The 25,975-nt window shown below is 69.6% G+C and carries 27 protein-coding genes; 10 read left to right on the top strand and 17 right to left on the bottom strand.

Going from position 1 to position 25,975, the window contains the following annotated elements:
- Positions 1-1,650, top strand: a complete 1,650-nt coding sequence (locus C8E99_RS10050) for a tripartite tricarboxylate transporter permease (RefSeq protein ID WP_115932172.1) — start codon at positions 1-3, stop codon at positions 1,648-1,650.
- 25 nt (positions 1,651-1,675) lie between these two features.
- On the opposite strand, the gene C8E99_RS10045 is transcribed toward C8E99_RS10050, so the two are convergent.
- The 16 genes from C8E99_RS10045 to urtA all read right to left on the bottom strand — a co-directional run bounded on the left by C8E99_RS10045 (position 1,676) and on the right by urtA (position 17,210).
- Complete coding sequence (locus C8E99_RS10045) at positions 1,676-2,551, bottom strand: urease accessory protein UreD (RefSeq protein ID WP_170144578.1); 876 nt, start codon at positions 2,549-2,551, stop codon at positions 1,676-1,678.
- A 4-nt stretch (positions 2,552-2,555) separates the two neighbouring features.
- Positions 2,556-3,173: an urease accessory protein UreG gene (ureG, locus tag C8E99_RS10040; protein ID WP_115932170.1), complete on the bottom strand. Its 618-nt coding sequence runs from the start codon at positions 3,171-3,173 to the stop codon at positions 2,556-2,558.
- A gap of 101 nt (positions 3,174-3,274) precedes the next feature.
- On the bottom strand, positions 3,275-3,937 hold the full coding sequence (locus tag C8E99_RS10035) for an urease accessory protein UreF (RefSeq protein WP_115932169.1): 663 nt from the start codon (positions 3,935-3,937) through the stop codon (positions 3,275-3,277).
- Positions 3,918-4,403 (bottom strand): urease accessory protein UreE, encoded by a 486-nt coding sequence (gene ureE / locus C8E99_RS10030; protein WP_115932168.1) that lies wholly within the window; start codon positions 4,401-4,403, stop codon positions 3,918-3,920. Before ureE ends, C8E99_RS10035 begins: the two co-directional genes overlap by 20 nt.
- Positions 4,404-4,491: 88 nt before the next feature.
- The gene (gene ureC, locus C8E99_RS10025) at positions 4,492-6,213 is read right to left on the bottom strand and encodes an urease subunit alpha (RefSeq protein ID WP_115932167.1); all 1,722 of its coding nucleotides are present in this window, start codon (positions 6,211-6,213) and stop codon (positions 4,492-4,494) included.
- Positions 6,210-6,551, bottom strand: coding sequence for an urease subunit beta (locus C8E99_RS10020; protein WP_115932166.1), 342 nt, complete (start codon positions 6,549-6,551; stop codon positions 6,210-6,212). Before C8E99_RS10020 ends, ureC begins: the two co-directional genes overlap by 4 nt.
- Positions 6,548-6,859, bottom strand: a complete 312-nt coding sequence (locus tag C8E99_RS10015) for an urease subunit gamma (RefSeq protein ID WP_115932165.1) — start codon at positions 6,857-6,859, stop codon at positions 6,548-6,550. Before C8E99_RS10015 ends, C8E99_RS10020 begins: the two co-directional genes overlap by 4 nt.
- Positions 6,860-6,998: 139 nt before the next feature.
- Entirely contained in the window at positions 6,999-8,540 is a 1,542-nt protein-coding gene (locus tag C8E99_RS10010; RefSeq protein ID WP_115932164.1) for an ABC transporter ATP-binding protein, read from the bottom strand.
- Positions 8,537-9,478 (bottom strand): ABC transporter permease, encoded by a 942-nt coding sequence (locus tag C8E99_RS10005; RefSeq protein ID WP_245952249.1) that lies wholly within the window; start codon positions 9,476-9,478, stop codon positions 8,537-8,539. The genes C8E99_RS10010 and C8E99_RS10005 overlap by 4 nt, the downstream gene beginning before the upstream one ends.
- Positions 9,468-10,529, bottom strand: coding sequence for an ABC transporter permease (locus C8E99_RS10000; protein ID WP_245952469.1), 1,062 nt, complete (start codon positions 10,527-10,529; stop codon positions 9,468-9,470). The genes C8E99_RS10005 and C8E99_RS10000 overlap by 11 nt, the downstream gene beginning before the upstream one ends.
- Positions 10,530-10,531: 2 nt before the next feature.
- A complete protein-coding gene (locus C8E99_RS09995; RefSeq protein ID WP_115932163.1) occupies positions 10,532-12,151 on the bottom strand; it encodes an ABC transporter substrate-binding protein in 1,620 nt (539 codons plus the stop codon).
- Positions 12,152-12,191: 40 nt separating this feature from the next.
- The gene (gene urtE / locus C8E99_RS09990; protein WP_245952248.1) at positions 12,192-12,890 is read right to left on the bottom strand and encodes an urea ABC transporter ATP-binding subunit UrtE; all 699 of its coding nucleotides are present in this window, start codon (positions 12,888-12,890) and stop codon (positions 12,192-12,194) included.
- A complete protein-coding gene (gene urtD / locus C8E99_RS09985; RefSeq protein ID WP_115932162.1) occupies positions 12,887-13,717 on the bottom strand; it encodes an urea ABC transporter ATP-binding protein UrtD in 831 nt (276 codons plus the stop codon). The genes urtE and urtD overlap by 4 nt, the downstream gene beginning before the upstream one ends.
- Positions 13,714-14,940 carry an urea ABC transporter permease subunit UrtC gene (gene urtC, locus C8E99_RS09980; protein ID WP_170144577.1) on the bottom strand — a complete coding sequence of 409 codons (1,227 nt, stop codon included), beginning with the start codon at positions 14,938-14,940 and terminating at the stop codon, positions 13,714-13,716. The genes urtD and urtC overlap by 4 nt, the downstream gene beginning before the upstream one ends.
- Entirely contained in the window at positions 14,937-15,821 is an 885-nt protein-coding gene (urtB, locus tag C8E99_RS09975) for an urea ABC transporter permease subunit UrtB (protein ID WP_115932161.1), read from the bottom strand. Before urtB ends, urtC begins: the two co-directional genes overlap by 4 nt.
- Positions 15,822-15,869: 48 nt before the next feature.
- Positions 15,870-17,210 carry an urea ABC transporter substrate-binding protein gene (gene urtA, locus C8E99_RS09970; protein WP_245952247.1) on the bottom strand — a complete coding sequence of 447 codons (1,341 nt, stop codon included), beginning with the start codon at positions 17,208-17,210 and terminating at the stop codon, positions 15,870-15,872.
- Positions 17,211-17,431: 221 nt separating this feature from the next.
- Between urtA and C8E99_RS09965 the strand changes: the two genes are divergently transcribed.
- The 9 genes from C8E99_RS09965 to C8E99_RS09925 all read left to right on the top strand — a co-directional run bounded on the left by C8E99_RS09965 (position 17,432) and on the right by C8E99_RS09925 (position 25,314).
- On the top strand, positions 17,432-18,439 hold the full coding sequence (locus tag C8E99_RS09965) for a serine hydrolase (RefSeq protein WP_115932160.1): 1,008 nt from the start codon (positions 17,432-17,434) through the stop codon (positions 18,437-18,439).
- Positions 18,436-19,314: a serine hydrolase gene (locus C8E99_RS09960; protein WP_170144576.1), complete on the top strand. Its 879-nt coding sequence runs from the start codon at positions 18,436-18,438 to the stop codon at positions 19,312-19,314. Before C8E99_RS09965 ends, C8E99_RS09960 begins: the two co-directional genes overlap by 4 nt.
- A gap of 64 nt (positions 19,315-19,378) precedes the next feature.
- The gene (locus C8E99_RS09955) at positions 19,379-20,611 is read left to right on the top strand and encodes an ammonium transporter (RefSeq protein ID WP_115932158.1); all 1,233 of its coding nucleotides are present in this window, start codon (positions 19,379-19,381) and stop codon (positions 20,609-20,611) included.
- Between the two features lie 33 nt (positions 20,612-20,644).
- The gene (locus C8E99_RS09950) at positions 20,645-20,998 is read left to right on the top strand and encodes a P-II family nitrogen regulator (protein ID WP_115932157.1); all 354 of its coding nucleotides are present in this window, start codon (positions 20,645-20,647) and stop codon (positions 20,996-20,998) included.
- Positions 20,999-21,117: 119 nt separating this feature from the next.
- Positions 21,118-21,498 (top strand): cupin domain-containing protein, encoded by a 381-nt coding sequence (locus tag C8E99_RS09945; protein WP_115932156.1) that lies wholly within the window; start codon positions 21,118-21,120, stop codon positions 21,496-21,498.
- A 9-nt stretch (positions 21,499-21,507) separates the two neighbouring features.
- Positions 21,508-22,035, top strand: a complete 528-nt coding sequence (locus C8E99_RS09940; protein WP_147301219.1) for a dimethylamine monooxygenase subunit DmmA family protein — start codon at positions 21,508-21,510, stop codon at positions 22,033-22,035.
- On the top strand, positions 22,032-23,024 hold the full coding sequence (locus C8E99_RS09935) for a PDR/VanB family oxidoreductase (protein ID WP_115932154.1): 993 nt from the start codon (positions 22,032-22,034) through the stop codon (positions 23,022-23,024). Before C8E99_RS09940 ends, C8E99_RS09935 begins: the two co-directional genes overlap by 4 nt.
- A complete protein-coding gene (locus C8E99_RS09930) occupies positions 23,021-24,019 on the top strand; it encodes a heme-dependent oxidative N-demethylase family protein (RefSeq protein WP_245952246.1) in 999 nt (332 codons plus the stop codon). The genes C8E99_RS09935 and C8E99_RS09930 overlap by 4 nt, the downstream gene beginning before the upstream one ends.
- Entirely contained in the window at positions 24,016-25,314 is a 1,299-nt protein-coding gene (locus tag C8E99_RS09925) for an allantoate amidohydrolase (RefSeq protein WP_115932153.1), read from the top strand. The genes C8E99_RS09930 and C8E99_RS09925 overlap by 4 nt, the downstream gene beginning before the upstream one ends.
- A gap of 35 nt (positions 25,315-25,349) precedes the next feature.
- On the opposite strand, the gene C8E99_RS09920 is transcribed toward C8E99_RS09925, so the two are convergent.
- Entirely contained in the window at positions 25,350-25,955 is a 606-nt protein-coding gene (locus C8E99_RS09920) for a helix-turn-helix domain-containing protein (protein WP_115932152.1), read from the bottom strand.
- Positions 25,956-25,975: the final 20 nt, after the last annotated feature.

The following is a 25,975-nucleotide window of genomic DNA, read 5'->3' as shown; positions in this document are numbered from 1 at the left end:
ATGGACCAGTTGAACCTCCTGTTCGAGGGCTTCGGCGCTGCCCTCACCCCGATCAACCTGCTGTGGGTCCTCATCGGTGCCCTGCTGGGCACCGCCGTGGGCGTGCTGCCCGGTCTGGGCTCGTCGATGGCCGTGGCCCTGCTGCTGCCCATCACCTTCACGCTGGACCCGACCGCCGCGTTCATCATGTTCGCCGGTGTCTACTTCGGTGGCCTCTTCGGTGACTCCACCGCCGGGATCCTGCTGAACACCCCCGGCAACTCCGCCGCGATCGCCGGCTCGTTCGAGGGCCACCGGATGGCCAAGGACGGCCGGGCCGCCAAGGCGCTGGCGACGGCCGCCGTCGGCGCCTTCGTGGGCGGCCTGATCGCCACCACCCTGGTGGTGTTCTTCGCCCCCCTCCTGGTCAAGATGGCCACCGCCTTCGGTCCGGCCGAGTACTTCGCGCTGGCCGTGTTCGCCTTCCTGGCGATCTCCTCCGTGGTCTCCGAGTCCGTGGTGAAGGGCCTGGGCGCCCTTGGCATCGGCCTGGTCCTGGCCATGGTGGGCGTGGACGGGCCCTCCGGCACCGTCCGGTACACCCTGGGCCTGCCGCAGCTGTTCGACGGCATCTCCATCGTGGTCATCACCGTGGGCCTGCTGGCCCTCGGCGAGGTGCTGCACATCGCCGGCCGCATCCACCGGGATCCCGGCATGGAGCGGATCGGCACCAACGGCCGGGCCCGGCTGGAACGCTCGGATGTCCGCAAGGCCCTGCCGGCCTGGCTGCGCGGAACGGCCTTCGGCGTGCCCTTCGGCATCATCCCCGCCGGCGGGGCCGAGGTCCCGACGTTCCTGGCCTACGGCACCGAGAAGCGGCTGGCCAAGCGCCGCGGGGACAAGGAATTCGGTTCGACCGGCTCCATCCGCGGTGTGGCCGCCCCCGAGGCGGCTGGCAACGCGACCGCCGGTACGGCCATGGGTGCACTGCTCGCCCTCGGGCTGCCCACCTCCGCCACCGCGGCGATCATGCTGGCCGCCTTCCAGCAGTACGGCATGCAGCCCGGCCCCCTGCTCTTCGAGCGCAGCGGTGAACTGGTCTGGACGCTGCTGGCCTCGCTGTTCATCGGCCTGGTGGTCCTGGTCATCCTGAACATGCAGTTCGCGGTGGTGTGGGCCAAGCTGCTGCTGATCCCGCGCCACTACCTCTACGCCGGCATCACGGTGCTATCCATGCTGGGCGTGTACGCCATCAGCTCCTCGACCCTGGACCTCTGGGTCCTCCTGGTGATCGGCCTGCTGGGCTTCGTGATGCGGCGCTACCAGTTCCCGCTGGCCCCCGTGCTGATCGCCGTGGTCCTCGGGCCGCTGGCCGAGACCGAACTGCGCCGCGCGCTGACCGTCTCCGAGGGGGATGCGTCCGTGCTGATCTCCAGCCCGGTCACCATGATCCTGTACTCCGTGCTGGTCCTGGCCCTCGTGGTCAGCGCCCTGCAGCACGTGCGTCACCGCCGTCAGAAGGCGGCCGAGGCGGCGACTGATGGTGGCTCCGGCGGAGACGGCGGTGGGACGGCCTTCAGCGATCCGTGGGGCCCCGACGGCGGCCCCTCGTCCACCACGCCCGAGACCCCGGAGACCGTGGGCGCCCCGAACCCCGGCGGCAAGGTGTAGCGGGGAGGGGGCAGCGGACGGAGGATCAGTACTTTCGCAGCTCCCAGGGAGATTGACCGGTCTGATCGCGCCGCAGCCGGGTGCCGATGGCCTCTGCGAGCAGGGCCAGGACCCCGCTGGAGTCAGCGAGGGCCCGGACCACCAGTCCCGGCCCGCGGAGCAGGCTGCACCCGGCGTGGAGGGTTGGAAAGTCACTGATGATCCCGCGAACTGTGTCCACGGTGTCCGCTCCGATGCCCGGGTGGACGGCAGTCAGTGACAACAGGTGCGTGCGGTTGTCGAGCCACCCTCTGCTCGTGGGATCGGTGCGGGCAGGTCTCATCACCAGGTTGTCCCACAGCAACAGCTGGGATTCCAACCACAGGCGGGTGAACAGCCGCACCTCGTGGTAGCGGAACGGCTCCCCGCTCGCCGCCCAGCCCGGGGTGACGATCTCCGCGGTGAGGAATGAAGCCCCGGCGGACATCCGGACCTCCGTGGTCTGCCGGTACTGGGCCCCCTCGTAGGCGATCAACGGGTCAGGGACGTACTCCAGCCTGGCCCCCGGTGCAAGGTCGAAGCGCTGGAATTGGCGTGCCGGGCCCGCCGGGCTCCGGTAGACCTTCGTGGCCGACTGTGTGGTGACCAGCGCGCTCGAGGCCGGGCCGCCGTCGTAGTCGATCTCGTAGCGGTCCTCCCCAAGAAATCCGCCGCCGGGATTGACAATGGTGAAGACGGCCCCGCCGCTAGTGTCCGGATAGTGCGCACGGAGCACCCGGAGGGCACCGGAGTGGAACTGGGCCGCGGCCACGCTCCGACCCGAGGGAGCCCGCTCGACCTGCAGCCGGAGGGTGCCCGTGGCGGGGGCGAGGCCAGCGGGGTGGTCCGTGCGGTCGGGACGGCCGAGGGTGATGGGTGGCACGGCCTCACCCGACCAGATCGGACATCAGGACGTCGCGACGGATCCACTCCAGCACGGCGTCCAGCCCCTCGTCCGTCCTGAGGTTCGTCAGGCAGAACGGCCTTTCCCCGCGGAACGCAGCCGAGTCGGAGACCATCACCGTCAGGTCCGCGCCCACGTGGGGTGCCAGGTCCGTCTTGTTGATGATGAACAGGTCAGACTTGATCATGCCCTGGCCGGCTTTGCGGGGGATCTTCTCGCCCTGCGCCACGTCGATGATGTAGATCGAGAAGTCGGCCAGTTCCGGGCTGAAGGTCGCCGAGAGGTTGTCCCCGCCGGACTCCACGAAGATCACCTCGAGGTCGGGGAAGCGCTGCGTGAGTTCGCCGATGGCGGCCTCGTTCATGGTCGTGTCCTCCCGTATGGCCGTGTGGGGACAGCCTCCGGTCTCCACCCCGATAATCCGGGACTCCGGAAGGACGGAGTTCGCCGCGAGAATGCGGGCGTCTTCGATGGTGTAGATGTCATTCGTGATGGCGGCCATGGAGACCTCGGCGCTCATGGCGCGGGTGATCCGTTCCACGAGTTGCGTCTTGCCTGCGCCCACGGGCCCGCCCACTCCAATGATGATCGGTTCACTCATGATGTGGTACTCACCTTTCCTCGGTTTTTTCGTCGTCTGGTCTGTCCGTCGTCTCGTCTGCTCGGTGGCAGAGCGGCGGGGATGGGTGCGCCGCGTCCTGATCAGCTCATGAACATCCGGGCCCGCAGGTGTTCGTGCCGCATCTGGGCGATCTCCAGGCCGGGTGCTGTGGAGCCGAAGTCCTCCACGGGCCGGTGCAGGGCGTACTCCGCGCTCTCGGTGATGAGGGGGCGGAGCCGGCCGAGGATGCGTTGCCCCGCCGTCTGGCCCAAGGGGACGGCACGGACCGCGTTCTGCACCAGCGAGGACACCGCGCCGGCCAGATAGGCATGGAGCGCGAGTCCCAGGGGGACGCCGCATCGCACGGCGGCCAGCACGAAGACGAGGCAGTAGTGCCGAGGCCACGGGCCAGGGCCAGCTTCGGGAAGCGCGGACGGCACCAGTTTGGCCAGTTGGGAGCCCATCGTCAGACTGGCCTTGTGGACCTGGGAGGGCACGACGGCGGCATCGAGGAGCGCGTCCGTCTCGGCCACCGGCATCTCACCGGTGGCCGCCATCCGCATGGCCAGGGCGTCGGTGGTGCACAACTGGGTCTCGAGATAGCCCCGCAACCAGGACTCTACGCCGGCCTCATCCGTCACCGTGCCCGCGGCCAGGTAGGACTCGAGCCCGAAGGAGTGGCTGAACGCGCCGGTCGGCAGGGCCCCGTCCCCCAGCTGGAGGAGGATGGCCAGATGCCCGGGGTCAATGCGTGTGTTCGGCATGGCGGAAAGGCTCGGGCATCACGAGCTCACGGCGGTCATAGGGCACGGCATGGGCGTCCAAGAATGCCTGCACGGTGTGGTCGTACTGGACCACCATCACAGGGCGTCCCCGGATCTCATCCTTCTCGAGGAACTGCGCCTGCAGGTGACGATTGCCGAGCGAGTGGGCGGTGAAGAGGGCCAGGCGGAGATCGGCGGGGGCGATCACCAGGACATCGGTCGGCAGCACGGAGACCACGATCGCTCCGCCCTCGTCCAGCGCCAGGACATCGCCGTTCCGCAGGTCCGGACTGGAGGAGGGCAGCCGCAGGCCGACGTCACGGCCGTGGTCCGTGGTGAGCCGCTGGATCCTCTGCGTCAGGGCGGCGCCCGTCAGGAGCACCGATTCGAGGTGGACCCCCTCCAGCCGGGACCGCTGGTCCGGAGTGGACTCAGTGAGATTGAACAGGACGCTCTCGATGATCATGTGGGCTCCGAAGGTCGGTGGACGTCGAGGTGGGGGCGGGGACTGTGGGTGGGCCGGCGGCCGGGTGGACCCAGAAGGGTGAACAGGCTCAGAACAGGAAGTACCGCTGGGCCATCGGCAGCGTCTCGACGGCCTCGCACGTGACCTCCTGCCCGTCCACGGCAACCCGGTAGGTCTGCGGGTCCACCGTGATCTCGGGGGTCGCGTCGTTCAGAGCCATGTCCTGCTTGCGCACGGATCGGCAGCCGGAGACGCCACGGATGGTCTTCCGCAGGCCCAACCGCTCCGGGACCCCGTCTTCGATGGCGGCTCGGGACAGGAAGGTGATGGAGGAGGCGGACACCGCGGCGCCGTAGGCCGCGAAGGCGGCGCGCAGCAGTTGCGGCTGGGGGGTGGGTATCGAGGCGTTGGGATCTCCCATCACGGAATGCGCGATCTGCCCGCCCTTGATGACCAGGTCCGGTTTGACCCCGAAGAAGGCCGGATCCCACAGGACCAGGTCGGCGAACTTTCCCGCCTCCACGGAGCCGACCGCCTCCGCGATGCCCTGTGCCCGGGCCGGGTTGATCGTGTACTTGGCCACATAGCGCCGGATGCGGAAGTTGTCATTGGCCTCCCGCAAGGGTCCTGCCTCGTCGATCGGACCGCGGCGGTCCTTCATGGCTGAGGCCAGTTGCCACGTGCGCGTAATGACCTCACCCACCCGGCCCATGGCCTGGGAGTCGGAGGACATGATCGAGAAGACGCCCAGGTCATGCAGCACGTCCTCGGCGGCGATGGTCTCGGGTCGGATCCGAGAGTCCGCGAAGGCCACGTCCTCGGGGATGTCAGGGTTGAGGTGGTGGCACACCATGAGCATGTCCAGGTGTTCCTCAGCCGTGTTGCGGGTGAAGGGGATGGTGGGGTTGGTGGAGGCCGGCAGGACGTTGGGGTGTCCCGCGATCGCCATGATGTCCGGGGCGTGCCCGCCGCCGGCGCCCTCGGTGTGGAACGTGTGGATGACCCGGCCGCCGATCGCCGCGACCGTGTCCTCCAGGAATCCGCACTCGTTCAGCGTGTCGGTATGGATGGCCACCTGCACGTCGTACTCGTCGGCCACGGCCAGCGAGGTGTCGATCGAGGCATGGGTCGCGCCCCAGTCCTCGTGGATCTTCAGCCCGATGGCACCGGCCCGGATCTGCTCGGCCAGGGGCTCGGCGGCGCTGGCGTGTCCCTTTCCGAGGAACCCCAGGTTCATGGGGAATCCCTCGGCGGCCTCGAGCATGCGGTGCAGGTGCCACGGGCCCGGGGTGACCGTGGTGGCCTTGGTCCCCTCCGCCGGGCCGGTGCCGCCACCAATCATGGTGGTGATGCCACTGGCCAGCGCGGTGGGGATCTGGTCCGGGGAGATGAAATGGATATGGGTGTCGATCCCCCCGGCGGTGACGATCTTGCGCTCGCCTGCGATGATCTCCGTGGCCGGGCCGATGGTGATGTCCACGCCATCCTGGATGTCCGGGTTGCCGGCTTTGCCGATGGCCTGGATGTGGCCGTCCCGCAGTGCGATGTCCGCCTTGTAGACGCCGGTGTGGTCCACGATCACGGCGTTGGTGATCACGGTGTCCGGCACGCCCTCGTCCCGGGTCGCCCGGCCGTTAAGGCCCATGCCCTCCCGGATGACCTTGCCCCCGCCGAAGACGACCTCCTCGCCGTAGACCGTGAGATCACGTTCGATCTCCAGGAACAACGAGGAATCCGCCAGCCGGATCCTGTCACCGGTGGTGGGCCCGTAGAGGTCCGCGTACTGGCGCCGGGAGATACTCTGGCTCACGCCGTCTCACCGTCCGCTGTGGTGGCTGGGCCGTCGAGAGGGCCGTTGACCAGGCCGCGCAGGCCGTGGACTTCGCGCCGCCCGCCCAGGGGGATGAGGTGGACGGTCCGGGCGTCGCCGGGCTCGAAGCGGGCTGCGGTGCCAGCGGGGATGTCGAGTCGGTGGCCGTGGGCTGCCTCGCGGTCGAACCGTAGGGCCGCATTGACCTCAGCGAAGTGGAAGTGAGAGCCAATCTGCACGGGCCGGTCACCGGTGTTCAGGACGGAGATCTCCACAGCGTCCCACCCCGCGTTGAGGGTGATTGGCTCCTCGGACAGCAGGTATTCACCGGGGATCATGCGCGCTCCCTGATCGGGTCGTGGACGGTGACCAGTTTGGTGCCGTCCGGAAAAGTGGCCTCGACCTGGACGTCGTGGACCATCTCGGCCACGCCCTCCATCACGTCGTCCCGGCTGAGGATGGTCGAGCCGTAGGACATTAGCTCGGCGACGGACCGGCCGTCGCGTGCACCTTCGAGCAGTTCGTACGTGAGTACGGCAACGGCTTCCGGGTAGTTCAGCTTCAACCCGCGAGACTGGCGCCGCCGGGACAGATCCGCGGCCACCACGATCATGAGCTTCTCCTGCTCGCGTTCGGTCAATCTCATGAGGTCAGGCTAGGGCGCGCATATTTCCTGGGCGTTTCGGGACGGCCCGGTGAGCTTCAACATCGCCAACGCGATCTTCGGGGGCGCGGCCCCGCCCCCGTGACGATCTCGAGGGCGCCGCCGTTGGGGCACCGAGGCGCTATGACTCCGGGGCCAGCCAGGATGGGTCCGCGGTATTGGTCAGCACGGCGCCGTGCTGACCGGGGCTCAGGTGCAGGACCCGGTCGCAGACCCCGGCCATGGCCTCGAGCGAGTGTCCCACCAGCAGTACGCCCGAACCCTCGTCCGCAGCGGTGCGGAGCGTGCGCAGGATGAGCGCGGCGGACTCCCCGTCCAGCATGGATATGGGCTCGTCGGCGATGACGGACTGCGGCCGGAGGGCCAGGGCGCGGGCCACGCAGATGCGCTGGAGCTGGCCGCCGGAGACCTGGTGCGGACGCCGGTCCAGGATGGCCGGGTCCAGGCCGAGGGAGTGCAGCAGGGGGGTCGGTTCCACGTCGATCCCGGCCAGCCGGGCCGGCAGCGTGAGGCTCTCGCACAGCCGGTGCCGGGCGGAGACGGCCTGCTGCGGATGCTGGGAGATCCACCCGCAGCGCCGGCGGAGCCCCGGAGGCAGGGACAGCCCGGCGCCTCGGACGGCCTCGCCGTCCACCTCCACCTGGCCCCCGTCCGGTTCATCGAGCAGCGCCAGCACGGAGGCCAGGGAGGATTTCCCGACGCCGGACGGTCCGGTCAGCCCGACCACCTCACCGGCGCGGATGGACAGGTCGGTGGGGGCGAGGATCTCCCGCGAGCCATGGCGGACCGTCACCGCCCGGGCCGCAAGGCGGACCGGGCCCGGTGCCGGGCCCCCGGTCCGCGGGCGGATCCGCGGTGCCGGCCCGAGGACCCCGCCCGGTGGGCCGCTGTCCGCGACGCGGCCTGCGGCGATCCGGGTGACCCGCCCGGCCCAGCGGCGGGCGAAATCGGCATCATGGGACACGACCAGGACGGCGTGCCCGGCGCGTGCGAATCCGGACAGCAGGGCTCCCACCGTGTCGGCGGTCTCCCGGTCAAGACCGGTGGTCGGTTCGTCGGCCAGCAACACCGGTGGGTGGTTGACCATGGCGGCGAGCAGGCTCAGCCGGCCCAGTTGTCCGCCCGAGAACCGGTGCGGGTGGTTGCCGAGCGTCGCGGGGTCGAGCCCGGCGGCGGCCGCCAGATCGTCGAGGTGCCCGGACGGGGGCCCGGATTGGTGCGGGTGGGCGAAGCCGAAACCGGAGACGGAGCCCCGTGGACCGTGCTGGGCGTGCTGGGCTTGGCGAAGCTGGGCCAGCACGGTCATGGTCGGGGTGAAAGCGCCGCCGGACCCCTGGCGGGAGGTGCCGATCAACCGGCCGGAAACCCGCCGCCGGAATGCCCGCGCCGGGAGGGTGAGCAGATCGATCTCCTGCTGCCCGGTGAGCAGCCGGGCGTCGCCATCGACGGAGGCGCCGCTGCGGAGGGTTCCGGACAGGGCTGCGACGACGGTCGACTTGCCCGCCCCGCTGGGACCGAAGAGCACGTGCAGCTCGCCGGGGACGATGTCGAGGTCCACCCCGTGGAGGACCGGCCCCGCTCCGAGGTCCACCGTGAGCCCACGGACGCTGACGGCCGCCTGACCGTGCGCGTGGGGTATGGAGCCGCCCTGTCTGCCGGTCATGAACGTCCAGCGGGTGAGCGCAAGAGCCCGGCCAGGCACACGGTCACGAGGACCAGCAGGCCGGCGGGGACGGCGATGGACCACCAGGCACCCGAGAGCAGGGCCTCCTGGCCGAGCTGGAGTAGTGATCCCAGGGAGGGCTGGTGGGGCGGCAGGCCCAGGCCGATGAAGGTCAGCGTGGACTCGTGCCAGACGGCGTGAGGGACCAGGAGGCCGGCCGCCACCCCGAGCTGGCCGCCGAGCCGGGGCAGGCCGAGGTGCCGGACCAGCTGGAGGCGGGTGAACCCCTGGGAGACGGCGGCGCGGACATGGTCCTGGGCGCGTAGGGTCAAGATCTCTGAGCGCACCAGCCGCGCGGTCTGGGTCCAGTGGGTGACCGCGACGACCATCACGATCGCCAGGAGCGAGCCACGGAAGAAGGAGGCCACCACGATCCCCAGCAACAGGTGGGGGACCGCGTTGAGGGCGTCCACTCCGCGCATGCACCAGCGGTCGAACCGGCCGCCCACCATCGCGCACGTGGCCCCGGCCGCGGTGCCGATCACCACGGCACCTGCCGCGCCGGCGATGGCGGCGATCAGCGAGACGCGCAGGCCGGCGGCTGAGCGGCTGAAGAGGTCCCGGCCGGCGACGTCGGTGCCGAAGGGATGGGCCGGCGACGGCCCCTGTGCTCCGGTGCTGTAGTCCACCAGGAACGGATCGACGGTGAAGAGTATCGGGACGAGCACGGCGTAGGCCACCAGGGCCGCCAGCACTGTGGCGCAGAGGATCCGCACGGCACGGCCAGGCGTGGCGTCATGCGCGCCCCGGGACGGGCGGAACTGCCGGGACGGCCGGGACTGCCGAGACGGCAGGGGGCGCCGGGCAGGTGGGGGTGCTTCCGGTGCCCGTCTTCCGGCGGTCAGGGTGGTGTGGGTCCGGAGCGTCTCAGAGTTCACGGGGGTCGGTCCTCGGGTCCAGGGCCACGAGGGCCACATCCGCCAGCAGCCCGCCGAGGAGGGAGGCGGCCGTCAGGAGGACGCCGACGGTGGCCAGCAGGGCCAGGTCCTGGGCCAGGGCGGCCTCGACGAGCGCCTGGCCCAGCCCCGGCCAGGAGAGGACCAGTTCCACGACGGCGGCTCCCGCCACGATCTCGGGCAGTCGCGTCCCCGCGATGGCCACCACGGGGATCGCGGCGGCCGGCAGTGCGTGACGGGCCACGATGGTGGGCTCGGACAGGCCGCGAACTCGCGCGGCCTCGACGGCCGGTCCGTTCAGCTGGGCACGCAGGGCCTCGTGCAGGTGCAGGCTCATCCACGGCACCTGGGACACGGCGACGGCGGCGGTCGGCAGCACCATGTGCGTGGCCACCTGCCCCGCGGTGAGGTCCGCGCCGGGGTTGGTCAGCCCGCCCGCCGGCAGCCAGCCGAGGCCGATCGCGAACACCGCCATCAGGCCGAGGGACACGAGGAAGGAGGGGAGCGCCGTGACCGCCCACAGTCCGCCCACCACGGTGCGGGACACCGGGTGGTGGGGTGTCAGGGCCACCCCCAGGGCCAGCACAACGCTGAGCACCGCGGCGGACAGCACGCCTGTTGCCATGATCAGGACGGTCCAGGGCAGCCGGGCGGCCACGATCTCGGCGACCGGGGCACGGTAGGCCGTGGACCATCCCGGGTCCCCGGTGAGGGTGGAACCGGCCCAGGCGAGCCACGATTCCAGCCAGGTGCCGTGGCCGAGGAGCTCTTCGACGTTATCCCGGGAGGAAGCCGGGGTGAACTCTCCGCGGGCCCCGAGGAAGCCCGTCGTGGCGTCGGCCGGGGAGAGGGCCGCGAGCGCGAAGATGCCGAGGGAGATGACCGCCAGCAGGGGGACGGTCCAGGCCAGGCGCCGCCCGACGAGCACCCCGACGAGCCTGCCGCGCCGGTTCCGCGTGGCCCGCACCGCACCTTGGGAGGCGCCCGGGGATGCGAGAGGCGGGCCGACCGCCCGCTCGGGCGCCGGCGTCATGCTCACGGCCGGGTCCAGGACTCGACGTTCCACCATGGACCCCACGCCACGCCGTGCTCGTGGGGTTCGACGACCGGGGCCAGGCCGTCCCAGCGGTCCAGGCCCTGGGCCACATAGGTGTGCTCCAGCGCGATGAGGGAGACCATGGGAGGGTTCTGGACCAGCCGGGTCTGCAGCTCGCGGTAGAGACCGGCGCGGATCTGCGGATCGGCCTCCTCGCGGGCCTCGGCCAGCAGCCGGTCGACCTGTTCGTCGGCGTATCCGGAGGGGTTCGAATAGGGGTCGTCCGGGTCGTACTCGGCGAAGTCTGAGCTGACCTGGCGGTAGACCTGGGTGTCGGCGTCATAGGGCAGGTCTCCGCCGCCGAGGACAAAGGCCTTGTCCGCCATGGATGCCGCGGCCTGCGGCCGGTCGACGCCCTCCAGCTCAACCCGGATGCCCAGCTCGGACAGGTCCGAGGCGAAGGCTTGGGCCAGGTCCCGGCGCAGCGTGTCCTCGGCGAAGTACATCAGGGAGAAGGAGAACTGCCGGCCGTCCTTCTCCCGCACCCCGTCCACGGTGAGGGTCCAGCCCGCCCCGTCCAGAAGCTCGGCGGCACGGGCCGGGTCATGGTCGAACCGTGCGGAGCGCTCGTAGGAGTCTCCCTGGGCCGGGGTCATCGGCGTGGCCAGCGGCCGGCCGTGGCCCTGGAGAATGCCGTCGATCATCGCCTGCCGGTCGGTGGCCAAGTTCACGGCCGTCCGGACCTGCGGGTCCTGGAAGAAGGGCAGCGACTGCGGCAGGGAGATGCCGCGGAAGTCCCCCGAGGGGTTGGTGACGAGTTCCAGGTCGTTGACGCCGTCCAGGGCCGTGGCCAGCCGGGGGGAGAGTTGGGCGCCGTCGAACTCGCCGCTGCGCAGGCGCTGGGCGCGGGCGTTCTCGTCCGGAACGAAGGCGATATCGATGCGCTCGACTTCCGGATCCCCGGCCCACCAGTCGTCGCGCGAGGCCAGGGCCATTGACTCCCCGCGGCGCCAGTCCTCCAGCACGTAGGGGCCGGTGCCGACCGGCTCGGCGGCCAGCGAGGAGTGGAGCACCGAGTCGCCGAGCGCCTGAGAGGCCGGGATCCCGAGGGTCAGCCGGGCGGGAAGCCCCGCATAGGAGTGGCTCAGCTTGAACTCGACCGTGTGCTCGCCGAGCGCCGTGACAGCATCGACCATGGCGTAGTCGGCCGCCATCCAGGACCCCATCGCAGGATCACGGACGGCATCATAGGCGGCAAGGATGTCTTCGGCGGTGAGGTCCGAACCGTCCGAGAAAGTGACGTCCTGACGCAGCTGGACCGTCCACGTGGTCAGGTCCTCGTCCGGGGTGGGCATCTGCGCGGCGAGCCCCGGCTCCAGGGCGCCGTTCTCCCCCACATTGACGAGGCCGTCGTAGAACTTGGTGGTGATGCCCAGTGGGTGGTCGAGAGGATGGAGGCTCGTGTACTCGGTGGATTCGGCCAGCCGCAGTCCCGTGCCGCTCTCGGCGGTGGTGGCGGTCCCGCCGGTCGAGCACGAGGTCAAGGCCACGGCGACGGCCAGCGCGAGGACGAACGACGACGTACGACGGCGCCGGGCGCGGTGGGGCACGGTTCTCATCCCGGGACGGTGACTGGTGCGGTAGACGGGAGGACCCGGTTCACAGGGCCAGGGCCTCGCGGACACTGTCTCGGGCGGCGAGGCCGCCGTCGCCTTGGTGGGTGGCGCGGCCTGCTGCCAGCACCGTGTAGTTCTGGGCGACGCGGATGGCGAAACCGACGTGCTGTTCGACCAGGAGGATGCTCATGCCGTCGGCGGCGAGGGACTCGACGGCCTGCTCGATCTCCAGGACCACGGAGGGCTGGATTCCCTCGGTGGGCTCGTCCAGCAACAGCAGCCGCGGTTTCGTGATGAGGGCCCGGGCGATGGCGAGTTGTTGGCGCTGGCCACCGGAGAGCAGTCCGGCCTGCCGGTCGAGCACGGCCTGCAGGGCGGGGAACCGGTCCAGCGCCTCCTGGACGGCTGCGCGGCGCCGTGAGCGGGGCTGGCCGTCGGCCACGACCTGGAGGTTCTCCAGGGCGGAGAGCTGCTCGAACGATCGTTGGCCCTGGGGGACGTAGGCCAGTCCGGCGTGGACCCGGCGGTGGGAAGCGTGCCGGGTGATGTCCTCACCGTCCAGGCGGATGGTCCCGGCGCTCGGGCGCAGGAGGCCGATGGCCGCCTTGAGCAGGGTGGTCTTGCCGGCTCCGTTGTGCCCCAGGACGGCGGCGACACCGTGCTCTGCACACCCGAGGCTCACGTCCCGCAGCACGGTGGTGCGGTCGTAGCCGACGGTCAGGTTCTCGATCTCGAGCATCATGCTGTCTGGTTCCCTTCGGCCTCTGCGTCCGGCCCGCTTCCCAGGTACACCTGTTGGACCCGAGGGTCCGAAGTCACGGCGTCCACCGAACCGGCGGACAGGACCTTTCCCTGGTGCAGGACGGTCACCTCGGAGGCGAACTGGCGCATGAAGTCCATGTCATGCTCCACCACGATCACGGTGCGTTCCCGCTTGAGCCGGTGCAACAGCTCGCCGGTGGCCTGCCGTTCGTCGTGGCTCATGCCGGCCACCGGCTCGTCCAGCAGCAGCACCTTGGCCCGCTGGACCAGGAGCATGGCGATCTCGACCCACTGCTTCTGCCCGTGCGAGAGGATGCCGGCGGGACGGTCGATGACATGTCCGAGCCCCGTGTCCTCCAGCGCCTCGTCGATGGCGGGGTCGATCCGGCTGCGGGCACCGAGCAACGACCATCGGGAGCGGTGCATGCCGGCGGCGATGTCCAGGTTCTGCAGGACGGTGAGGTTCTCGAACAGGGTGGCGGTCTGGAAGGTGCGGCCGATTCCCTGGCGGGCAAGCTTCCGGACGGGGATGCCCAGCACTTCTTGTCCGTCGAGCCGGACGGAGCCCGTGGCCTTGGACAGGCCCGTGATGGCGTCCACGCAGGTGGTCTTGCCGGCGCCGTTGGGGCCGATGAGGAAGTGGACCGTGTCCGGGGCGAAGTCGAGGTCGACCCCGTCGACTGCGGTGAAGGGCCCGAAGCGGACGGTCAGGTCTCGGACGGCCAATCCGGTGTTCCCGGCTGGGGTGGTCAGTGGAGTCTGATCCGCTACGGCTGTGGGCCTGCTGTCGATGTCGGTGACACTCATGTCAGGGTTCCCTTCGGGGCGGGTACGTGCGCTGGTTCGGCCGGGTCGGTTCCGGGATCCGGGGTGGAGCCCTTGCCGGAGTCGGCCCGGTGGCGGCGGAATCGTTGGCCGAGTGAGGCGACTCCGCCGGGAAGCAGAACGATGACCAGGATGAGGAGCAACCCTTGGAAGTAGCTCCATCCGGAGGGGAAGGCTTGCGCGAGCGACGACTCGGCCCAGGCGACCGCCAGGGCGCCGAGGACGGGACCGAACAGCGAACCGCGTCCGCCGACGGCCACGCCGATCACGAAGGCGATGGAGGGCGCGACCCCGATCGAGGTGGGCGAGATGATCCCGACGATCGGCACGAACAACGCCCCGCCGACGCTGGCCATCATGGCGGCGGCCACGTAGGCGATGGTCTTGACGCCCGCGGGATCGTAGCCCAGGAACCGGACGCGCTCCTCACCGTCCCGGGTGGCCACCAGCAGTTCGCCGAACCGGCTGCGCATCGTCCAGTAGGCCAGCGCGACCATGGCCACGAGCACCCCACAGGCCAGCAGGTAGATGAACTGCTGATTGAGCGGATCGGCCAGGGAGAGGCCGAAGAATGACTGGAACCCGCTGAGGCCGTTGGACCCGCCCAGGGTGTCCTGCTGGCCGATCAGCAGCACCGCGACTGCGGCGACGAGGGCCTGGTTCAGGATGGCGAAGTAGGCACCCTTGACCTTGCGCTTGAACAGCGAGAAGCCCAGCAGGCCCGCCACCAGGGCAGGCAGCAGCACGATGGCCAGGACGGTGACCGTCCCGCTGCGGAACGGCTCCCAGAACCACGGCAACTCCCCGTTGCCCGAGAGCACCATGAAGGACGGCAGGGCGTCCGGGCCCCGCAGGGCGGCGTCGGAGAGCAGCATGTGCATCGCCATGACGTAGGCCCCGATGCCGAAGAAGGCGCCCTGACCCATGGTGAGCATGCCACCGCGGCCCCAGGCCAGGCCGATGCCGACCGCCACGATGGCCAGGCACACGAACCTGCCGATCTGGTTGACCTGGAAGGTGCCGAAGAACATCGGCACCAGGACCATCAGGGCGATGGCGAGTACCGCCATGCCGCCATAGGCGAGCCCCCGGCGGGGCACCCCCGCTACCGGACCCGCCGGACGGCCCCGTCCGGCGTCGCCCACTCGGGCCTCGTCCGGTCCGGCGGCGGACGGGTCTCCGCGCTCTGTGCTGGTGAGGCTCATGCCAGGCTCCTTGTCTTGACGGCGAACAGCCCTTGCGGGCGCAGTTGCAGGAACGCGACCACGATGACCAGGACGAAGAACTTCGCCAGGCTGGCGGAGGTCGAATACTCGATGAGTGCCTGCAGCACGCCCAGGGTGAAGGCCGCGATGACCGCACCCTTGATCTTGCCGATGCCGCCGGCGACCACCACCAGGAAAGCGTCCACGATGTAGCTGGTGCCGATGGTCGGGCCGGTCGAGCCGATCAGGGTGACGGCCACCCCGGCCACCCCGGCCAGTCCCGAGCCGAGGAAGAACGTCATCCGGTCCATGCGCCGGCTCGAAATACCGCTGGTCTCGGCCAGGTCTCGGTTGAGGACCGTGGCACGGATCTGGCGGCCGGCCGGCGACTTGGCCATGAACAGGACCACGGCCCCGACGACGGCGATGGACAGCACCAGGATGAACAGTCTGGAGTAGGGCACCACAGCCCCGAACACCTGCAGGTTGCCCTGCAGCCAGCCGGGGACCGCCACATCGACGGCCTGGGCGCCGAAGACGTCGCGGGCCACCTGCTGCAGGACCAGACCCACCCCGAAGGTTGCCAGCAGCGTGTCCAGAGGACGGCGGTACAGGTGCCGGATGAGGAATTGCTCGATGATCAGGCCGAGCGCGCCGGCCACCACGAACGCCGCAGGAATGGCGAACAGCAGGGAGAGCCCCGCGTCCACGAGGATCCGCTGGACCACGTAGGTGGTGTACGCGCCGACCATGATGAACTCGCCATGGGCCATGTTGATCACGCCCATCTGGCCGAAGGTGAGCGAGAGCCCTACCGCGACCAACAACAGGACGGATCCGATGCTGACGCCTGCCACGAGCTGAGAGATGAGGATGTCCATGAGTCTCCTGTCCGGTAGCCCCCGGCCCAGGCCGGGGGCTACCTCGGCTCAGCTGTCAGAACCGGTATCCAACGAGGAGGCCAGGGAGGAGGCCCAGTCGTAGCCCTCCAGGAACGGATCCGGTTCGACGGCCTCGTCCGTCTCCCACACGATGTCAATCAAGCCGTCCTCAGTGACCTGCCCGATCCGCGGGGTCTTCACCAGATGCTGGTTGTCCGGATCGTAGGAGACGGTGCCCTCGGGCGCCTCGAAGTCCACCTCGCCGGCAGCCGCACGGACGTCGTCGGTGGCGAAGGACTCCGCCTCTTCCACCATCGCCTTCCACAGATACAGGCTGGTATAGGCGGCCTCCATGGGATCGGAGGTCACGCGACCCTCTCCCTGATTCTCCTTGAATCGCTCCACGAAGGCCTCGTTCTCCGGGGTGTCCAGCGTCTGGTAATAGTTCCAGGCCGTGAACTGGCCCTCGACGTTCTCGGCGCCGATGCCCTCGATCTCCTCCTCCGCGATGGACACGGACATCACCGGCATGGTCTCGGCCTCCAGCCCCACGCTGTTGTACTGCCGGAAGAAGGCCACATTGGAGTCGCCGTTGAGCGTGTTGAACACGGCGTCCGCCCCGGAGGCCTGGACTCCGTTGACGATAGTGGTGAAGTCGGTGGAGCCCAGCGGCGTGTAGTCCTCGCCGAGGATCTCGATGCCGTGCTCCTCGGCGTAGGCCTTGATGATGGCATTGGCAGTCCGAGGGAAGACATAGTCGCTGCCCACCAGGTAAAGGGACTCGATGTCCTGCTCCTCGGCCAGATAATCCAGCGCGGGAATGATCTGCTGGTTGGTGGTGGCCCCCGAGTAGAAGATGTTCTCCGAGGACTCCATGCCCTCGTACTGCACGGGATAGAACAGCAGGGAATCGTTGGCCTCGAAGACGGGGAGCATGGCCTTGCGGGAGGCGGAGGTCCAGCCGCCGAAGACTGCGGCCACACATTCCTGCTGGATCAGCCGCTCAGAGCGTTCGGCGAAGATGGTCGGCTCGGAGGCCCCGTCCTCGGACACGACCTCGATCTGCTTGCCCAGGATGCCGCCGTCCTCGTTGATCTCCTCGGCGGCCATGGACAACGACTGGAAGACAGTGGTCTCGCTGATGGCCATGGTGCCGGAGAGAGAGTTGATGAACCCGACCTTGATGGAGTCCCCGCTGGTGTCCACGCAGCTGGTGCTCGATGAGTCCGCCGAGGTGGAGGAGCCCCCGGCTGCCGTCTCGCCGGCGCGGGCCCCGCACGCGGTGACAGCCAGTGCGAGAACCGCCAGTGTGGCTGGTACGGCGGCAATCCGGCGTCGGCGCCGCCGCCAGTCTCGTGGCGAACGGGAGGTGGGGGACGGCAGGCTCACGGGGACTCCTCGAGTGATGGGTGCGATCACGGAGGGAGAGGCCTGACCCTGGAGGGCAGACGGTCTCCATTCCGTGCACCTCACGGTAGGAACACCGCGTTTCGTTTCTGTTTCGAAAACGTGCGGCGAGCGTTAAGTCCCCGAGGTGCCCAGCTGGGCCCGGAGGTGTCATTGGGATCTCAGCCGGGTCATTCGCTCCGGAGGTGACGTAGGGTCGGCCCGTGGACACCGCCGAGTTGCACCGACGCCTGACCGCCCGGGCAGAGACCCTGCCGTTCGCGCTGCACTACGCCGTGGAGCCGTTGCATCCTCGACCGGACGCCCCTGCGGGTCCGAACACCCGTGGTGTCCCCCTCACCCGCATCACCCGGGGTGCCGACATGGTGGTCCCGTCCTTCTCCACGCGCAAGGTCAGCATCCTCTGCGCCACCCTCGCGCTCGCCCGAGCCGGCCGACTGGACCTCGAGCAGCGGCACACGATCACCGAGGCGCACCGCGACGGCGTGCAGGCCGGCATCATGCGCACCCTCAGCGCCGGGATCGACCTGACGCTGGCGGACTGCCTGACGCAGATGATGTGCACCTCGGACAACATCTGCACCCAGTTGGTCTTCGAGGCCCTCGCCACGGGGTTACGACCACGATCCTCGGTGGGTCCATCGGGGATTCTCGACGACGGGCGTGCTCGTAACTCGGAGGGCGAGCGACAGGAGGCCTTGCAGTACGTCAACGACTACTGCGCCTGGGCTGGGATGCGATCGACCCTCCACCGGGAGGTCTTCCCGCGCACCGGCGGCCTCGCCTGGCACCACCCGATCGACGGGCTCACCGTCACGACGGCCGCCGACCAGGCCCGCCTGCTCGCGTTGATCGGCTCCGGCGCCGGTGAGGGGTCAGCCTCCGTCAGCGCCGCCGCCCGACTCCAGCTCCTCCCCGACGACTGCCGCCGGATCATCGGTCTCATGAAGGGCATCTACACCCCGCGCCTCGGAGCGGCGACCACGCGTATCAGTTTTGCGGAGAAGAACGGCCGCGGCCTGCGGTCGCTGTCCCAGGTGGGGCTCGCACTGGACGCACAGGGGGCGCCGCTGGCCGCCGTCGCCGTCTACGCCGAGACCATCCCCACCGCCCTGCCGAACGGGGTGCCGGGCCGCAACGCCGTCTTCACGGCCTTCGCCGAGATCGGCCGCGCGATCGAGGACTGGGCTATGCCCGTGGTCATTGCGTGAGCTGGCTGCCAGCCGTGCGTGCCCTGCCCCTCGGTGACATCCCGGCGGCGTACCCGCAGTTGCGCTTCGCCGTCCGGTTCGCGGACGGCCGGTACCTGGAGCACGACGCCGGCCCGCCCCATCCGCTGGCCGGTACCGGCAAACTGTGGCTGGCCTGCGTGGTGGACGCCGTGGCCGGGCGGGACCCCGGGCTGCCGGGCACGACGCTCACGGTGACCGACCGGCACCGCCACGCCGCCCGAACGGGCACCCTCCGCCTGATGTCGGGCGACCTGCGACTGAGCGTGGAGGACGCCATGGGGCTGATCCTCGGCACCGGCGACGGTGCCTGCGTGCTCGCCCTGCTGGAGCTGCTGGCCGCCCGGGGAGTGGTGGTGCTCGCCGAGGCCCGCGCCGTGGCGGCCGACCTCGGACGGGGCGCGACCGTGTTCACCGGGGTCGAGTCGGACGGTGGCGCGGGTTCGTCGAATGCGGTGAGCTGGGGCGAGGGGATGCTCGGGCAGACCAACCCCGCGGACCTGTGCGCCCTGCTGTCCGGTCCCGTGGCCCGGTCCGAGCGGATGCTGGGCTGGATGCGGCGGACCGTGGAGCCGGCCGGCCTGGCCGGCGGGCTGCCGGGCTTCGGTCCCCGCACCGTGCCGCATCAGACCATCGCCGGTGGGGAACTGCTTCCCACTGCCGGGGCAGGCGGAGCGGACGGCGAGGCCGGGGCACCCGGCTGCGCCTCCGTGCTCGTGCTGCCGGCCGGCGTCGTGGCGGCCTACCATCCGTCCCCCCAAGACGGTCGGCGGGCGTCCGGGCTGGAGTTCTCCGCCGCGCTGGGAACCCTGGGTCTGGCCGTCTGGAGGCGCAACACAGAGTTAACGGCAGGGTAACCACGGCGGGTTTCCTGCGGGGCAAACTGTTGAATCACAGTCACCTCGATGGAAGGTCGCACCAGTGGAAGCAACCGATCTCGCCTGGCTCCTCGCAGCCTTTGCCCTCGTCCTGTTGATGTTCCCCGGCCTCGCCCTGTTCTACGGCGGGATGCTCGGATCGCGTCACACCCTCAACATGATCATGATGGTCATGGGCGCCCTGGCCGTCACCGCCGTCTTCTACGTGGTCATCGGCCACGGGCTGGTCCTCGGCGACTCGATCGGCGGGTTCATCGGCAACCCCGTCGAAATGCTCGGCTTCGAATCGCTCATGACGGACGACGGCTCCGGCTCCACCTTCTGGGGCGCGTTCTACGTCCTCTTCGCGGGCATCTCCATCGCCATCGTCGCCTCCGGTGCGGCGGGGCGCATGAAGTTCGGTGCCTGGCTGGGCTTCGCGGCCCTCTGGCTGCTGCTGGTCTACAGCCCCATCGCCCACTGGGTCTTCGCCTTCGACGACGAGGAGGCCGGCGTCACCGGTGGCTGGCTGCGCAACGTGGTCCAGCTGCACGACTTCGCCGGCGGCACTGCCGTCCATATGAACGCGGGGATGGCCGCCCTGGCCCTGGCCCTGGTCCTCGGCAAGCGCAAGGCCTTCCCCGGCCGGCCGCACAACCTGCCCCTGGCCGTCCTGGGCGCAGGCCTGCTGTGGGTCGGCTGGATCGGGTTCAATGGCGGCACCGCCGGCGGCGCGAGTTTCCTGGCCGAATATGTGGTCCTCGCCACCCTGCTGGCCGGCTGCACCGGCATGCTCGGCTTCGTCATCGTGGAGAAGTTCCGCGAGGGGCGAACCACCACCCTGGGCATGATCACCGGCCTGGTGGCCGGCCTGGTCGGCATCACCCCCTCCGCGGACGCCGTCAGCCCGATCGGCGCCCTCCTGGTCGGCCTGTTCACCGGCGCGGCGGTCAGCTGGCTCATGACCCTGCTGCCCAAGCTGAAGATCGACGAACCCCTGGACGCCTTCATGGTGCACGGCATGGGCGGGATCGTCGGCACCCTGTGCGTGGTGCTCTTCGGTGCGGCGGCCGCCCCGGCCGGTATCACCGGCGTGCTGTTCGGCGGCGACTGGGACATCCTGTGGCGCGAACTCGTCGCCATCGTCGCCACCTGCCTCTACTCCTTCGTGGTCACCTTCGTGATCGCCAAGGCCATGGACAAGGTGATCGGACTGCGCGTGGACGAGGAGATCGAGTTCGCCGGACTGGACACGTCACTGCACGCAGAATCCGCCTACCACCTCAGCCGCAACTGACCGGCCCAGCCCCGATCCGAAAGGCACTCGACCATGAACCTGATCACCGCCATCATCCAGCCGGCCAAGCTCGGCGATGTCAAGGAGTCCCTGGCCGAGTTCGGCCTGACCGGACTGACCGTCACCGAGGTCGCCGGACACGGGGCTCAGGGCGGCAGTACCGAGTACTACCGCGGCACGGCTTACCGGGTGGACTTTCTGCCCAAGATCAAGGTCGAACTCGTGGTTGACGCGGAGCAGCTCGAGTCCGCCTTGGACGCCATCCGATCCGCCGCGCGCACTGGGGAGATCGGTGACGGCAAGCTCTGGGTCACCGCACTCGCCCACGTCGAGAGGCTCCGGACGGGGGAGAAGGGGCCGGCCGCCGTCGCTCAGGTCACGGTCTGACGAGGACATTCCTTCCGCGCCCGGGCCACGTTGCCCGCGATTTACGCGGCTGAAATCACCCCGCAGTACGGGGAACTAGGTTGTTGAACACAAGGAAACTTAATCTCTTAGGAGTAACCATGGAACAGCAGCTACTCGGCAGCATGACCCGCGCAGGGGCCATCCACAAGGTCGAAGGTGCCCAGCAGATCATTCCATCCATGAACGAACCGGGCGTGAACGCCTTCATCGGGGATGCCTACGCCAACCCGGAGGGCTCGCAGATGTGCAGCGGATTCTTCGAGCTCAAGGCCGGCGAGCCGCTGGTCTACGAGTACACCTATGACGAGATGAAGTTCGTGGTCACCGGACAGTTCAGGCTGACGGACCTGTCCACGGGGGAACGGCTCGTGGCCGATGCCGGGTCCATCCTGTTCTTCCCGAAAGGGACCAACGTGAAGTTCGAGACGGACGACTACGCCCTCGGGTTCTTCACCGGGGACCGCGACTTCTCGGCCTGAGTCTCCGCCATGACTGCAACGACGGTTGAGAAGGGAACGGCGGCACCGGAGCGGGAAGGCGTTCGAGTGCGTTGGCGGATCGCCCTGTCCTTCTCGGAAGAGGACCGCACCCGGCTGGTCGAGCATCTCGGGCCGGAGATGGACAGGACCATGTACGCCGAATACGTGGCCAGGGAGTACGGCCGGGACCAGGCCGCCTGGCTCGAGAATCACCTCCGATCCGCCTTCGTCGGGACCCGTCTGGTCCTGTCCGGACCGAGTACGGCGGTCCGCGCCGCTCAGAGGGACGCCCTGGAGGCGGGCCTGATCGGCGAGGAGATCGAGCTACTGGAGCGGCCGGACACCGAGAAACGGGTCTACTGCCCGCACTGCCGGTGCACGACGACGGCCGCGGCCTCGGCCTCGATGGTCCAGTGCAGCGGGTGCCGGCTGGTGCTCGAGGTGTTCGAGCACTTCTCCCGCGGCCTCAGTGCCTACCTGGGGGCCGTGGCCGGCGCCGAAGACGTGGCAGCGCGGACCGGGCAGGCGGCAGCATGACGAGCGAGGTCCTCACCGCCTACCGGCGGCCCCTGCCGTTGCGGCGGGGACTGGAGCTGGTGGTCCGGGAAGTCCGCACCGAATCCCTTGGGGTGTGCTCGGTGGTCCTGGAGCGGGAGAGCAGGGGACCGCTCCCCGAGTACGTGCCGGGAAGCCACGTCTTGGTCGAGTGTGCGGCACCCACCGGCACCACGGTCAACGCCTACTCGCTGACCGGCAGTGGCAACTCCCCGGTCGACTACGCCATTTCCGTCCAGTTCCGCGCGGGCGGCACTGGGGGATCGGCCTTCATCCACGGTCTGGTCCCCGGGGACCGCGTCCAGGTCTCGCTGCCGCGCAACGGCTTCGCCCCGACCGCCACGGCCACCCACCATGTGCTGGTCGCCGGGGGCATCGGGATCACCCCGGTGCTCTCGCACGCGGAGGCCGCCGTGCGGTGGGGCCGGCCCTTCACCGTCTTGTTCGGCTACCGGGACGGTTCCGCGCCCCATCTGGAGCGGATGCGGAGACTCTGCGGGGAACGGCTGGTCGAGTGCGTCGGACGGGAGGCCCTCGCCCGGCAGCTGACCGAGAGTCTGCGGCGCCAGCCCATGGGCACCCACCTCTATGTCTGCGGCAGCGGCTCGCTCACCGACGCCACCCTGCAGACCGCCCGAGACTTCGGCTGGCCCGAGGGCCGGCTGCACCACGAGGTCTTCGACACCGTGGCCCTCGACCCGGGGGAACCCTTCACGGTGCGGCTGGCACGCTCGGGTGGCGAGCTTCCGGTGCCGTCCGGAGTCTCCCTGCTGGAGGCGCTGGAAGTCGAGGGCATCGGCGTGCCGAACCTGTGCCGCCAAGGCGTGTGCGGCGAATGCCGGCTGTCCGTGACAGCGGGAACGCCCGTGCACCGGGACAGCTTCCTCTCCCCGGCCGAGAAGTCCTCGAACACCTGCCTCATGCCGTGCGTGTCGCGCTCGGAGGGGCCCATCCTGGAGGTTGACCTGTGAGTATCGACGCGCCGTCCCACCTGGACCTGCCGGAGCATGTCCGCCGTTTCCCCTTCCCCTTCCCCCATGACCGGTACATGTACAGCGTCAACGTGGAACCGGGGAGGAATCCGAGCCAGACGGCCGCCGGGAGGTGGGGAGAGCGCATCCTTGAGGTGGACGGCTTCTACCTCCAGGACCTGGAGGCGCGGGCTGCCGTCCTGGACCGGGATCCGAGCCGGGCCGCCCAGATGTCGCACATGCGCCCCGGTGTGTGGGGCGCACTGCATCTGGTGCTGACCGAACTGGCCGCGACCTACCCGGAGTGGATGGCCTACGAGCGGCACGGTGACCGGTGCCGGTGGACCAATCGGCTCCAGCAGCTCCAGACCGACTTCATCGTCGGGGCGGACTACTCACTTCCCGAGGGCCCGCTGCGTTTCCTGTCCACCCAGGTGCAGGACGACTTCGCCCTGCTCAATCTCCGGGAGGGCGCCCTCTGGCTGGATGCCGGGGTCGTCACCTTCGCCGCCGACTGGTCCATGGGATTCGACGTGGGTCTGCCGTTCAGCGAAATCCACGGGCCGGTGCCGCGGGCCGCGGACCTGGGGGTCATCGACCGGGCGGAGCAATTCCTGCTGAACCTCCAACCCGGCGACCCCTACCGCCGGACCAACTGGACCATGACCGTGGACCGCCGAATGGACACCTCCACCGAGTCCTACCCGGAATGGGCCCAGGACCGCAGCCTCGTGGCGACCGACCCGGCACTGCCGGACCGGCTGCACCTACGCGTCGAGGTCCAGCACCTCATCAAGGTCCCGACAACGGGCGATCTGCTGTTCCTGGTCCGCACCCACCTGCTGTCCCTGCGTGAGCTGGCCGCCGTGCCCGCCTGGGGTCGCCGCCTCGCCGAGGTGTTGCGCACCCTGCCCGAAGACCTCGCCGACTACAAGGGGATCGCCCGTTACCGTGATGCCGCCGCCCGCTGGCTCCAGGAGGCCGATGCCGCATGAAGACCCCCACCACCGCCGAAGGCCGAACCGCGTCAGACGCCTCGACCGGCTATTCGAACTCCGCCTCCGCGGACCTCGGTGCAGCCCGCACCGTCCTGTCCTTGATGCGTTCCATCGAGGATATCGGCCGAGACCGGGCCCGCGGGGGCTATTCCCGTCCCGTCTACGGCTCGGCGGAACTGGAGCTGCGCAGTTGGTTCCTGGAAGCCGCCGCCCAGCGGGACCTGGATGTGGAGACAGACCGCAACGGGATCATGTGGGCCTGGTGGTATGCGCCTGGGAAGCAGCGGCGTGACGCCGTGGTCACCGGCTCCCATCTGGACTCGGTCCCCGGAGGCGGGGCCTACGACGGTCCGCTCGGGGTCGCCTCGTCCCTCGCCGCCATCGATGTGCTGCGGGACCGGGGTTTCGTTCCGTCCAGGCCCATCGTGGTGGCCGTCTTCCCCGAGGAGGAGGGCTCCCGCTTCGGGGTGGCCTGCCTGGGATCCCGGCTGCTCACGGGGGCCATCTCCCCGGAGAGGGCCTTGGCCCTGAGGGACGGCGAGGGCGTCACCTTCGCCCAGGCGCTGACGACCCAAGGCGGCCGGGGCGACCGGATCGGGGCCGATCGGGACATGCTCGCCCGGATCGGGATCTTCCTCGAGCTGCACGTGGAACAGGGCCGGGGGTTGATCGACCTCGGGGCTCCCGTGGGGGTGGCCTCGTCCATCCTGGGCCACGGGCGGTGGCGGTTGTCCGCACACGGCCAGGGCAACCATGCCGGGACCACGCTCATGGCCGGCCGGCAGGACGCGATGGTGGCGGCCGCCCGGACGGTGGTGGCGGTGCGGGAGATCGCGCTGGAGCACTCCGGGGCCCGGGCCACCGTCGGCCGACTGCAGCCGATCCCCGGAGGCACCAACGTCATTGCCTCCCGCGTGGACTTCTGGCTGGATGTCCGCCATGCGGAGGACGCCGTCACTGCGGTGATCGTCGAGAAGATCCACGCAGAGGCCCGCCGGCTGGCCGCCGAGGAGGGGTGCACCATGGACCTGGTAGAGGAGTCCGTCAGCGGCACCGTGCACTTCGACGCCACACTCGGCCTGGAACTGTCCGTGGCCACCGGAGGCTCACCGATGCTGCCCACGGGTGCCGGTCATGATGCCGGCGTGCTGGCCTCCGAGGTCCCGACCGCCATGCTCTTCGTGCGTAACCCCACCGGGATCTCCCATTCACCGGAGGAGTTGTGCGAGGACGACGACGCCAGGCTCGGGACGGTCGCACTGGCCGACGCCCTCGCCCACCACGCCGGTTAGCCGGTCAGGTCTGCCCTCGCCAGTACTGCCTCCGGTCAGTGCTGCTTCGAGGCGGCGGGTTGTGGATCCGCGATGGCCAGGAACAGGATCGGCAGGCTGACCAACTCGGCCGGTCCGTGGGGGGCTTCGCCCTCGAACAGCAGGGAGTCTCCGGGGAGCAACTGGTAGCGGTGGGGTCCGTGACTGTAGACCATCTCCCCTTCCAGCATGTACAGGAATTCGGTGCCGGTGTGCTGGAACAGCGGAAAGACGTCCGAGGAGCTGGTCAGCGTCACGAGCGTGGGCTCCAGGGCGTTCGGCCGGCCGCGGAGCTGGCCGAGCACCTGGTATTCGTGGCCTCGGCGTGTCCCGCTGCGGACCACCACAGCCCCTTCGCCGGACTTCGTGAAGGAGGCCTCCCGGTCCGTCTCGAGGCTGCGGAACAGGGCCGTCACCGGAACGCCCAGACCGTCGGCCAGTCGGGCCAGGGTGGACAGGGAGCAGGATGCCGAGGCGCTCTCGACCTTGGAGATCATGGCCTTGGACAGGCCGGTGCGGTCGGCCAGATCCGACGCCGTCAGGCTCAATTGGATCCGGTAGTGCCTGACCTGCTCACCGATCGACTTCTCCAGCGGTTCTCCGGGATTCTCGGCGAGTGGCATCCAGTCAGCCTATACCGGGC

Origin of the sequence: Citricoccus muralis, assembly GCF_003386075.1 — a bacterium.
GTDB classification, from domain to species: Bacteria; Actinomycetota; Actinomycetes; order Actinomycetales; family Micrococcaceae; genus Citricoccus; species Citricoccus muralis.
This window is presented reverse-complemented; position numbering and strand designations above follow the sequence as displayed.

Coding starts and splice junctions, on each gene's coding strand:
- C8E99_RS10000 (WP_245952469.1), bottom strand. CDS start 10,529: ATGACGCCGGCGCCCGAGCGGGCGGTCGGCCCGCCTCTCGCATCCCCG.
- ureE (WP_115932168.1), bottom strand. CDS start 4,403: ATGATCATCGAGAGCGTCCTGTTCAATCTCACTGAGTCCACTCCGGAC.
- C8E99_RS09945 (WP_115932156.1), top strand. CDS start 21,118: ATGGAACAGCAGCTACTCGGCAGCATGACCCGCGCAGGGGCCATCCAC.
- C8E99_RS10035 (WP_115932169.1), bottom strand. CDS start 3,937: ATGCCGAACACACGCATTGACCCCGGGCATCTGGCCATCCTCCTCCAG.
- C8E99_RS10020 (WP_115932166.1), bottom strand. CDS start 6,551: ATGATCCCCGGTGAATACCTGCTGTCCGAGGAGCCAATCACCCTCAAC.
- C8E99_RS09920 (WP_115932152.1), bottom strand. CDS start 25,955: ATGCCACTCGCCGAGAATCCCGGAGAACCGCTGGAGAAGTCGATCGGT.
- C8E99_RS09935 (WP_115932154.1), top strand. CDS start 22,032: ATGACGAGCGAGGTCCTCACCGCCTACCGGCGGCCCCTGCCGTTGCGG.
- C8E99_RS09995 (WP_115932163.1), bottom strand. CDS start 12,151: ATGAGAACCGTGCCCCACCGCGCCCGGCGCCGTCGTACGTCGTCGTTC.
- ureG (WP_115932170.1), bottom strand. CDS start 3,173: ATGAGTGAACCGATCATCATTGGAGTGGGCGGGCCCGTGGGCGCAGGC.
- urtD (WP_115932162.1), bottom strand. CDS start 13,717: ATGAGTGTCACCGACATCGACAGCAGGCCCACAGCCGTAGCGGATCAG.
- C8E99_RS10010 (WP_115932164.1), bottom strand. CDS start 8,540: ATGACCGGCAGACAGGGCGGCTCCATACCCCACGCGCACGGTCAGGCG.
- C8E99_RS09950 (WP_115932157.1), top strand. CDS start 20,645: ATGAACCTGATCACCGCCATCATCCAGCCGGCCAAGCTCGGCGATGTC.
- urtB (WP_115932161.1), bottom strand. CDS start 15,821: ATGGACATCCTCATCTCTCAGCTCGTGGCAGGCGTCAGCATCGGATCC.
- urtE (WP_245952248.1), bottom strand. CDS start 12,890: ATGATGCTCGAGATCGAGAACCTGACCGTCGGCTACGACCGCACCACC.
- C8E99_RS10015 (WP_115932165.1), bottom strand. CDS start 6,859: ATGAGATTGACCGAACGCGAGCAGGAGAAGCTCATGATCGTGGTGGCC.
- C8E99_RS10050 (WP_115932172.1), top strand. CDS start 1: ATGGACCAGTTGAACCTCCTGTTCGAGGGCTTCGGCGCTGCCCTCACC.
- C8E99_RS09925 (WP_115932153.1), top strand. CDS start 24,016: ATGAAGACCCCCACCACCGCCGAAGGCCGAACCGCGTCAGACGCCTCG.
- urtC (WP_170144577.1), bottom strand. CDS start 14,940: ATGAGCCTCACCAGCACAGAGCGCGGAGACCCGTCCGCCGCCGGACCG.
- C8E99_RS09940 (WP_147301219.1), top strand. CDS start 21,508: ATGACTGCAACGACGGTTGAGAAGGGAACGGCGGCACCGGAGCGGGAA.